This is a genomic window from Candidatus Aminicenantes bacterium (assembly GCA_026393795.1).
Lineage (GTDB): Bacteria > Acidobacteriota > Aminicenantia > UBA2199 > UBA2199 > UBA2199.
Genome location: JAPKZL010000191.1, coordinates 1,248 through 1,820, shown reverse-complemented (window position 1 = coordinate 1,820; position 573 = coordinate 1,248). Strand labels below are relative to the sequence as shown.

General features: G+C 49.2%; 2 protein-coding genes. Both read right to left on the bottom strand.

Going from position 1 to position 573, the window contains the following annotated elements; genetic code table 11:
- Positions 1-259, bottom strand: a 259-nt coding sequence (locus NTW95_09030; GenBank protein ID MCX6557554.1) for a metallophosphoesterase family protein, incomplete at its 3' end; no start/stop codon positions are given.
- 5 nt (positions 260-264) lie between these two features.
- The coding region (locus NTW95_09025) for a lipoyl synthase (GenBank protein ID MCX6557553.1) at positions 265-573 on the bottom strand (309 nt) is incomplete at its 5' end.

The following is a 573-nucleotide window of genomic DNA, read 5'->3' as shown; positions in this document are numbered from 1 at the left end:
ACTTGCTCCATTCGGCGGAGAAAGCGGCAGCGGGATTGAACAGTGAAGAAGATTCCAAATCAGCGATGACCTTGTCGTGATTGCCGCGTACAAAGCTGATGTCGGGTAACTTCTGAAATTGCGTGATCACTTCATCGGGGTTTGGTCCATAACCGACAAGATCGCCAAGAAAAAGATACTTGTCAACATTGTGGATCTTTTTAAGGTTGAGTAATTTTTCAAAAGCTTCGATGTTGCTGTGAATATCACTGAATATCACATATCTCAATTAACCACCGCCTTGAATAATTGCTCGGCATGGTACGAACTGCGGACAAACGGACCGGACTCCACTCCCAAAAATCCACAAGCCAAGGCCGATTCCTTCAGAGCGTCGAATTCACCGGGAGAATAATAGCGCTTGACCGGGAGACTGCGGCTGTCAGGCTGCAGGTACTGGCCCATGGTCAGGACATCTACTCCACTGTTCCGCAATATGGAGAACAATGCCTCGATTTCGGCGACCGTCTCACCCAGGCCGACCATCACTCCCGTTTTGGTGATCCAGCCCCTTTTCTTGCCGTGCTCCAAAAT